This is a genomic window from Candidatus Woesearchaeota archaeon (assembly GCA_018303405.1).
Taxonomy (GTDB): Archaea; Nanobdellota; Nanobdellia; order Woesearchaeales; family JABMPP01; genus JAGVYD01.
In genome coordinates this window covers 26,187-33,363 of sequence record JAGVYD010000021.1, presented here as the reverse complement: position 1 = coordinate 33,363, position 7,177 = coordinate 26,187, and the positions used below count along the sequence as shown (strand labels likewise).

Sequence of the window (7,177 nt, the reverse complement as noted above, 5' to 3'; positions counted from 1 at the left end):
AAGGGCAGAAAAAGCACTGGCAAAAATACACTTTTGAAGAATACCAAAGTGTAAGGAATCAGAGTCGGCTTACAGATTTCAACTAAACGCTGTGGGCTTTAGCCCACGGTAGTTTACTAGTGTCTCACCCAAATCTGATTCTAAACAGTTTTATCACTAAATCCTGGCGGGGCTATTGGCATTCTTGTTCTCACAAATGATTTGGGATTACTCTATTTCACCTGGCAGCTTCAAAACATTAAGCTTTATAATCCCCTCCAGAACTCTTTCCCGCATGATAACCATCCCAGGGGTTGACCCAATCTTCATGTGGGCGGGTTTTTTGGCGCTGGTTGCGCTTTTCCTGTTCCTTGACCTTGGGGTTTTCAACAGGAAGCAGCATGAGATTGGCGTGAAGGAAGCGCTTGTCTGGACAGGTGTATGGTTTGGCCTGGCCATGCTCTTCAATTTTTTTGTCTATTACGAATTCGGCGCAGAAGCCGGCCTGAACTTTCTCGGCGGCTACCTCCTTGAGAAGTCGCTCAGCATCGACAATATATTTGTCATCTTCCTGATATTCATGAGCTTCAGGGTTGAGAAGAAATACCAGCACCGCATCCTTTTTTGGGGCATAATCGGCGCAATTGTGTCAAGAGGATTGTTGATATGGCTCGGCACTTTGCTTATTGAAAAATTCCACTGGATATTCTATGTGTTTGGTGCATTCCTTATATACTCCGCAATTCATATGGTCAGGCATAAGGATGAGGACTTCGACCCTCATGACAGCTGGGTAGTCAAAACTATACATCGGTTTGTGACAATAGTAAGGGAGCATAAGAAAGGAAACTTCATTGTCCATAAAGGAGGAAAAATTTCTGTCACCATACTTTTTGTAGCCCTTGTCATGGTCGAATTCACTGATGTTGTTTTTGCTTTTGACAGCATCCCGGCCATCTTCGGCATCACTACAGACCCGTTCATTGTCTTCACATCCAATATTTTTGCAATTCTCGGCCTGAGGTCGCTCTATTTTGTTATTGCAAAGGTGCACGATATGTTTCATTTCCTTGTTTATGGCATAGCTGCGATTCTGGCATTTATCGGCGTTAAGATGCTTTTGATAGATTATGTGCACATGACAACAGTAGTCTCGCTGGCTGTTGTATTTGGCGTGCTGTTGGTTTCCATAGGCGCATCATTTCTCTTTCCCGCCAAGGCGAAGAAGCATTAGCATCATCTTGCAAGCAAACTTCAGGGACTTTTTCAAAATGTTTATAAGAACCCTGTACTATATTGGAGCCATGCCCCACAGGAATGTTTCAATTGTGATATTTTATACAGGAGATGGCAAGCTGCTCCTGCAAGACAGGAAAGGCATTGCAAAATTTGGCGAGGATTATGATTTCTTTGGCGGCGGAATCGAGGAAGGGGAAGGCCCGAGGCAGGCAATTTTGAGGGAATTGAAGGAAGAATTGGATTATGTGCCGCATGATTTGAAATTCTTTAAAAGATTTGAATTTAAAATTGATGCCAATGATAGTCGGACAGAATATGTTTTCATGTCCAAATCGCCAAAAATGGGCAGTATAAAGGTCCTTGAAGGAAAAGCCGCAAAACTATTCACAGTTCAGGAAGCCCTGAAATTAAAATTGTTTCCGCATGATGAGGATATAATAAGGGAATTTGCCAGAGCAAAAGGATTTCTTCTGCAATGATTTTGGCCTTTAAGAAAAATACTAAATAAAACGAAAGGAACACTATAAAAAAATAAAAAAAATTATATTAAAAATTAAAATGTCAATTTGCTCGCATACCCGCCGATGACAGGCAGCTCCTTCTCCTTGCTATTCACTGCATTTAAAATGCCGATGATAACCAGTATCAATGGAACATAGTTAAGGAGCATCCATAACGGCCATAGCAGGATAAGGGCCATTGAAAAAATCGAGAGCGCGACACCCCATATGATGCTGAAAATCAACAGGACCACTGCCTGCTTTACATGATATTTTGCATAACTGTCTTTTTTCATCTTCTCATCAGCAAAATACCAGATTATCCCTATCAAAAGATAGGACAGAATTGCACACAACTGGCTGTTTGAATCTTTTGCCATTTTATCCCCCCTCATATTATTGAATTGCTATCTTGGAATCCGAAAATTGCAGGTATAAAAAGATTGGCATTATTGCTGCATCTCCGCCTAAATTCACATCAAATAAACGTCTTTGTGTTACTACTTTGCAATTTATATTTTGCAAACATTTATAATTCGCCGCCTAGTCCTCCACGATGATGAAACGGGCTATGTATGGCGCTGGAATAATTGGAAAGGATGGAAATGATATAGGCATTAGCCTGGGATGGAGCCCTTGTTCTGAACACGAATGGGGAATAGATGGCCTGAGGCACGATTTCGGAATAGGGGATTCAACTGGATATGGATATTCCTCCAGAAAAATAACAAGGTTGCCCAGCAATCTGCAATTTGGAAAAAGAGGCTCTGGAGTCTACGCAATTTATGGCCAATCCATCAATCCTGATGAAATTCTGGCACGGGCATATAATATGACGGAACAAAACCTAAGGCAGATGCTTATTGGCAGGGCACTTGAAGGAAAACTTGAAATAACTGATTCTTCCGGGCTGGCGACTGCATGGGATAGAAGCAGTTTCGGAATTCATGGAAGGGCAGAGCAGTTTGGCGATGTGCTAAATGCCTTCGAGGAGGCATTCCTGAATTATGATGTTGTCATAAGCGGGCCAGAGGGGCAATTGATCAATAGGCTTGGCCTGCTCATCTATTCCAGGATTCCTGAAGATGTCAGGAAAAAGGCAGAAGAGATGCATAAAAAAGCCCTGGAAAAAAGCAAAAAGGCTAGTTCAGATGAATAGTCATTATGCTGCCAAACTTCTGCAGGATTATGTCAATCATGCCACTGTTATTCTGTCTGATGTGATGGGGATAGGAGGAAGTGCTGCAGCGCCGAAGGCAAAGCTTGGCAAGGGCAATCACTTCCATTCCAGGAAACGGCTTGTGGTTTTCACCCCGGAACGGCTTGCACAAGACCCTTCCATAGCAGTAGGGCACGAAGTTGGACATTCCTTGCACCATCTCGTGAATCGCGAAATATTCAGGGTCAGAAACAATGACCGGTTTTATGTGGAAACAGAAAATGCAGTTGAGCTGGTCGCGAATTATTTAGCCCAGATATTCGCTGCTTACGAACAGGCGCTATCGCCCAACAGGCGCATGGACAATTTACAGAAGGTTATGGGAGACATACATCGCAGTTCGGGACTGGGACAAAGTGAAGAGGTAAGTTTTGGTATAGATGAGGAAAAGTGGAATGCCCTGACGCATGACGGGGGGTACAGCGCTGCTTTTTTCCTGCTCCACCGCTTTGGCGGCAAGATGGCCAAAACACTGCCGCGCCTTGCCCTGCAGGACATTAAGGAATTGCTCACCAGGTCCGGTTACGGCCTTCCGTTGGTGATGTCCTATGATAGGGATGAGTCAATAACCATGTACACAGGTGATGTCGACGCTAACGGCAACCCAGTATTGGAAACCAGACTGCTCATAGCATCTCCTGAGCCAATAATTGTAAGGCCTTTGCCTGCCACCTAGGCTCATTTCTGACATTGCAATTTGTTTTGTTGGCTAAGAAAAAAAAACTCCTATTTAATCATGGCCGCCTGTGCAAGCAAAGGTCCGTAAGCGATGGCCACCATCATTTTTGTATCTGCAGGTGAAAATTGAGCTGTCTCATTTTTCCCTATGTCTGCAAACAAGCCATGCTGTTCAACGTACTTGAGAATCATTCCGCCTTTTTCAGTTAACTCCACACCCAGCGGGAAATGAACCAACCGGCGCGGCCCGGCATCGTGCGTAAACATCGGCCCGTTGTATGCAGTGAAAAGGTACCATAAGATGTTCGACTTCTCGTGCGATTCGGTTATACCGAGGGTTTTTGTTATGAATCCGATTTCTTCCCTGTTCATTATCATCAGGCGCAATTGTTCGGCCTTGTTCTCATTGAGCTTGCATTCATCTGCCAAGTCATCCAGCAATGCAGGGCTGAGCTCCTTTCCCTGCTTGAGCTCCATCCATGCAAAAAATGGCTTCAGCTTTATTGCCTGCTGGTAATCTTCATCCATCATGAAAGCTTCCCTGTAATCAAAAGTCAGGTATGGTGTTTTCCAGCTTGCCCATTTTCCAGTATCCCGCCTGATTTCACCATTTCCCTCAAGTTTCAGGGCATCATGCTGAAAATCATCTAATCCCAGCATTGACAATGCCTCTGAAGTCCTGGCACCCGGAATCCATTCGAATCCTGCAAAAGTATCCTCTTCCTTGTCGCCAATAATTTCCTTGGCCAGCTTATAGGCCCTGTTGATTGTCTGCATTTTTTTCAGCGCCCTGGTTCGCATTTCCTGCTTGACTGTCTCATATTCAATTTCTTTTGCGCGATAAGTTTCATGCTGCTGCCTGTAATCCTCACGCTTTTTTGGGTCCAATCTTTCCAGCTCCTGGACTGTCAATACAGTTGGCCTTGCCACTTTGCCCAGGTTTTCCAGCCATTTGTCCAAGTTTTGGCCGTCGAGGACAAAATCTTCCAACCCGAAAATCCGGTGCATTTGCTCCTTATTTTGGGGGTACTGCAGATCAGGAAACCATGCCTTGCTCAGCCTTATCCAGGCTGCCCTTGCCTGGCCGTAAGTTGGCCGCGGCTCATTGGGAAGGCTTAGGAATTTGAACGGATTTTCCCTTAATTCAGCTTCCTGCCCATCAGGGATGGCAGATGATACAGTGACAGACTTATACTCTTCCATTCGCTTTTCCTGCTCCCTGATAGTGTCATAATATTCCTGGGTGTGCTCGAAAGCGCTGCCTTTTTTCTTGAGTTCCTCTGCCTGTTCATGCAATTCCCTAAGGAGATTATCCAAAGAAGTTCGGGCCAAATCAACAGTCATTCCGCCTGGATTAAAGGGCAATCTTTCTTTTTCCCCTCTTCTTCCTTCCCGGGCTTTACATCGTAGTTTTTCGAAGAGCTGTGCGGTTCCGGTTCAAAAGCAACATTGTCCTTAATTGTGTCATATAAATCATCATTATCATAAATCGACTTTTCAGGGTCTTGAAGCTGTAGAATGAGGTTGTGTGTAGCCAAGTCACTGTAGGGAGTCCACACTTCTGGTCTTGGAATTTCTGCCTTTCCGGGCATAACAGCCTAGACATCTGGTGAATTTAAGAATCTTAGGGTTTTTAACTACTATTGAATTAATAAATTTTGAAATATCCCTTCAAAGGTTGTTGTTCGTTTGGTGCGGTTGTTTTCAGGCGGCTGTCATAAGTTCAAAAAAGTAATGTTAAGGTTTTAGCCCCATTCAGTAAAATTTATGTAACACTGCAGCGCCTTTCCTTAGAAAAAATTAGAACTGGTTTTGCGGGCCGACAAGATTGCTTGCCATAACCATTTTGCCGTGCGGGCCGTCAAAAGGATCAAGAATTGGGTTGACATAATTTAGTATCATTTGGAATGGTGTGAGATCAAATCCGGAGTTCCTATATTTATCCATAAAGCCCTGAATTCTGGCAATGGCCCGGGATTGTCGCTTCAAATAGGGTTCCAAATCCTCTCTGGATGTGTTCCTGAGCATGCTTCCGAACATCGCAAGGACACCTTCAAGTCCATCATCATCTTGCGTGCCTTTTATTTTGACGCCTGCCCCCTCTCTTTCCTCTCTTATTTTGGAAATATCTTCCGGATGTTTGAATCCATTTTCCACTATTTTCCCGTAAAAACCCTCTTCTGCTGAGCCAAGTTCGCTTATTAATCCCGCACCAATTTCATAGAGCTTTCTCTGCATCTTGAGCTTGGAATCAAGGGATTGTTTGAGGAAGGTTTTTGCTCTTTGTTGCAATTGTTCGAGTGTGGCTTTCCTTTCCTCAATGGTGTCTGCAAAGATGGCCGTGCTTGAAACTTGCATGAAACCCCGATACTCTTGCTGTATTGACTGGTAATCTGCCTTTCTGCCATCATATTCAAGTTCAGGTTCACCGATTAATTCTTCAACTGATCTGAACTGATCAAATACCAGGGACACCACATGCTTCAATGCTTCTTCGTAAGAAATCGGCTTGGGCTTACTGACTTGCTTTGCCATGGGACAGGAATTGATTTTTTGTTTATAAATGTTACTACTTTCGAATTTTAAATTTTAGGATGGCATTACTATAGATAAGATAAATTTATATAACATTGCAGCATCCCAAGCAATAAGGGGGTTTGTCCAAGTGACTTTCAAGCAGACAAGCAGCGTCGCAAAACTCAATCTGATTGCCAACAAGATAAGGCAGGATATCATTAAGGAGCTGGCTGAAGCCGGTTCAGGCCATTCTGCAGGGCCGTTGGGCATGTCTGATATTTTCACAGCATTGTATTTCCATGTCATGAATCACGACCCAAAGAATCCTGAATTCGCGGGCCGTGACAGGTTTATTCTTTCCAATGGGCATATCTGCCCGGTCTGGTATGCAACCCTTGCCAATGCAGGCTATTTTCCAGTCGAAGAGCTGATGACGCTCAGGAAAATTGATTCAAGGCTGCAGGGACACCCGCATTACAAGTGCGCGCCTGGTGTTGAAAACACAGCCGGGCCTTTAGGGCAGGGCATTTCCATGGCATGCGGCATTGCGCTTGGCGGCAAAATGGACAATAAGCCATTTAGAGTCTATTGCGGCCTGGGCGACGGTGAAATAAATGAGGGCCAACCATGGGAGGCATTCATGTTTGCGGCAAAATTCAAGCTTGACAATCTTATTGCGATTATTGACAGGAACAGGATCCAGATTGATGGGAACACAGAGGATATTATGCCCCTGGACCCATTGGCGGACAAGATGAAGGCATTCAACTGGAATGTGATTGAAATTGACGGCAATGACATGAAGGCTGTCTTGGCCGCATTCGAAGTTGCCAAAAAAAACAAGGGAAAGCCTACCTGCATAATTGCCAACACTGTGCCGGGCAAGGATGTTTCATTCATGGAGCATAAATACGAATGGCACGGCAAGCCGCCGTCGAAAGATGAGGCAGTCAAGGCATTGTCAGAATTAACAGCCATTGAAGCTGGATTAAGGAAAATGAACTGCGAAAAATGCGGAAAGGCAGCAGAAAGCTGCCAATGCTAG

9 protein-coding genes are annotated in these 7,177 nt (G+C 44.3%); 5 read left to right on the top strand and 4 right to left on the bottom strand.

Annotation, left to right across the window (positions count from 1 at the left end; all coding sequences use genetic code 11):
- Positions 1-274 precede the first annotated feature (274 nt).
- Together J4227_07975 and J4227_07970 are read left to right on the top strand one after the other, a co-directional pair.
- Entirely contained in the window at positions 275-1,213 is a 939-nt protein-coding gene (locus tag J4227_07975) for a TerC family protein (protein MBS3110440.1), read from the top strand.
- Between the two features lie 70 nt (positions 1,214-1,283).
- On the top strand, positions 1,284-1,697 hold the full coding sequence (locus J4227_07970; GenBank protein MBS3110439.1) for an NUDIX domain-containing protein: 414 nt from the start codon (positions 1,284-1,286) through the stop codon (positions 1,695-1,697).
- A gap of 74 nt (positions 1,698-1,771) precedes the next feature.
- Here J4227_07970 and J4227_07965 read toward each other — a convergent pair whose 3' ends face one another.
- On the bottom strand, positions 1,772-2,098 hold the full coding sequence (locus J4227_07965; protein ID MBS3110438.1) for a DUF4870 domain-containing protein: 327 nt from the start codon (positions 2,096-2,098) through the stop codon (positions 1,772-1,774).
- 176 nt (positions 2,099-2,274) lie between these two features.
- Here J4227_07965 and J4227_07960 point away from each other — a divergent pair, with 176 nt between their 5' ends.
- Both J4227_07960 and J4227_07955 read left to right on the top strand, forming a co-directional pair.
- A complete protein-coding gene (locus J4227_07960) occupies positions 2,275-2,877 on the top strand; it encodes a hypothetical protein (protein MBS3110437.1) in 603 nt (200 codons plus the stop codon).
- Positions 2,870-3,613: a hypothetical protein gene (locus J4227_07955; GenBank protein ID MBS3110436.1), complete on the top strand. Its 744-nt coding sequence runs from the start codon at positions 2,870-2,872 to the stop codon at positions 3,611-3,613. The genes J4227_07960 and J4227_07955 overlap by 8 nt, the downstream gene beginning before the upstream one ends.
- 50 nt (positions 3,614-3,663) lie before the next feature.
- On the opposite strand, the gene J4227_07950 is transcribed toward J4227_07955, so the two are convergent.
- The 3 genes from J4227_07950 to J4227_07940 all read right to left on the bottom strand — a co-directional run bounded on the left by J4227_07950 (position 3,664) and on the right by J4227_07940 (position 6,150).
- A complete protein-coding gene (locus tag J4227_07950) occupies positions 3,664-4,959 on the bottom strand; it encodes a hypothetical protein (protein ID MBS3110435.1) in 1,296 nt (431 codons plus the stop codon).
- A complete protein-coding gene (locus tag J4227_07945; GenBank protein ID MBS3110434.1) occupies positions 4,956-5,207 on the bottom strand; it encodes a hypothetical protein in 252 nt (83 codons plus the stop codon). Before J4227_07945 ends, J4227_07950 begins: the two co-directional genes overlap by 4 nt.
- A gap of 208 nt (positions 5,208-5,415) precedes the next feature.
- Positions 5,416-6,150: a hypothetical protein gene (locus tag J4227_07940; protein MBS3110433.1), complete on the bottom strand. Its 735-nt coding sequence runs from the start codon at positions 6,148-6,150 to the stop codon at positions 5,416-5,418.
- Positions 6,151-6,280: 130 nt separating this feature from the next.
- On the opposite strand from J4227_07940, the gene J4227_07935 reads away from it, so the two are divergent.
- Positions 6,281-7,177, top strand: coding sequence for a transketolase (locus tag J4227_07935; GenBank protein ID MBS3110432.1), 897 nt, complete (start codon positions 6,281-6,283; stop codon positions 7,175-7,177).

Coding starts and splice junctions, on each gene's coding strand:
- J4227_07975 (MBS3110440.1), top strand. CDS start 275: ATGATAACCATCCCAGGGGTTGACCCAATCTTCATGTGGGCGGGTTTT.
- J4227_07970 (MBS3110439.1), top strand. CDS start 1,284: ATGCCCCACAGGAATGTTTCAATTGTGATATTTTATACAGGAGATGGC.
- J4227_07965 (MBS3110438.1), bottom strand. CDS start 2,098: ATGGCAAAAGATTCAAACAGCCAGTTGTGTGCAATTCTGTCCTATCTT.
- J4227_07960 (MBS3110437.1), top strand. CDS start 2,275: ATGATGAAACGGGCTATGTATGGCGCTGGAATAATTGGAAAGGATGGA.
- J4227_07955 (MBS3110436.1), top strand. CDS start 2,870: ATGAATAGTCATTATGCTGCCAAACTTCTGCAGGATTATGTCAATCAT.
- J4227_07950 (MBS3110435.1), bottom strand. CDS start 4,959: ATGACTGTTGATTTGGCCCGAACTTCTTTGGATAATCTCCTTAGGGAA.
- J4227_07945 (MBS3110434.1), bottom strand. CDS start 5,207: ATGCCCGGAAAGGCAGAAATTCCAAGACCAGAAGTGTGGACTCCCTAC.
- J4227_07940 (MBS3110433.1), bottom strand. CDS start 6,150: ATGGCAAAGCAAGTCAGTAAGCCCAAGCCGATTTCTTACGAAGAAGCA.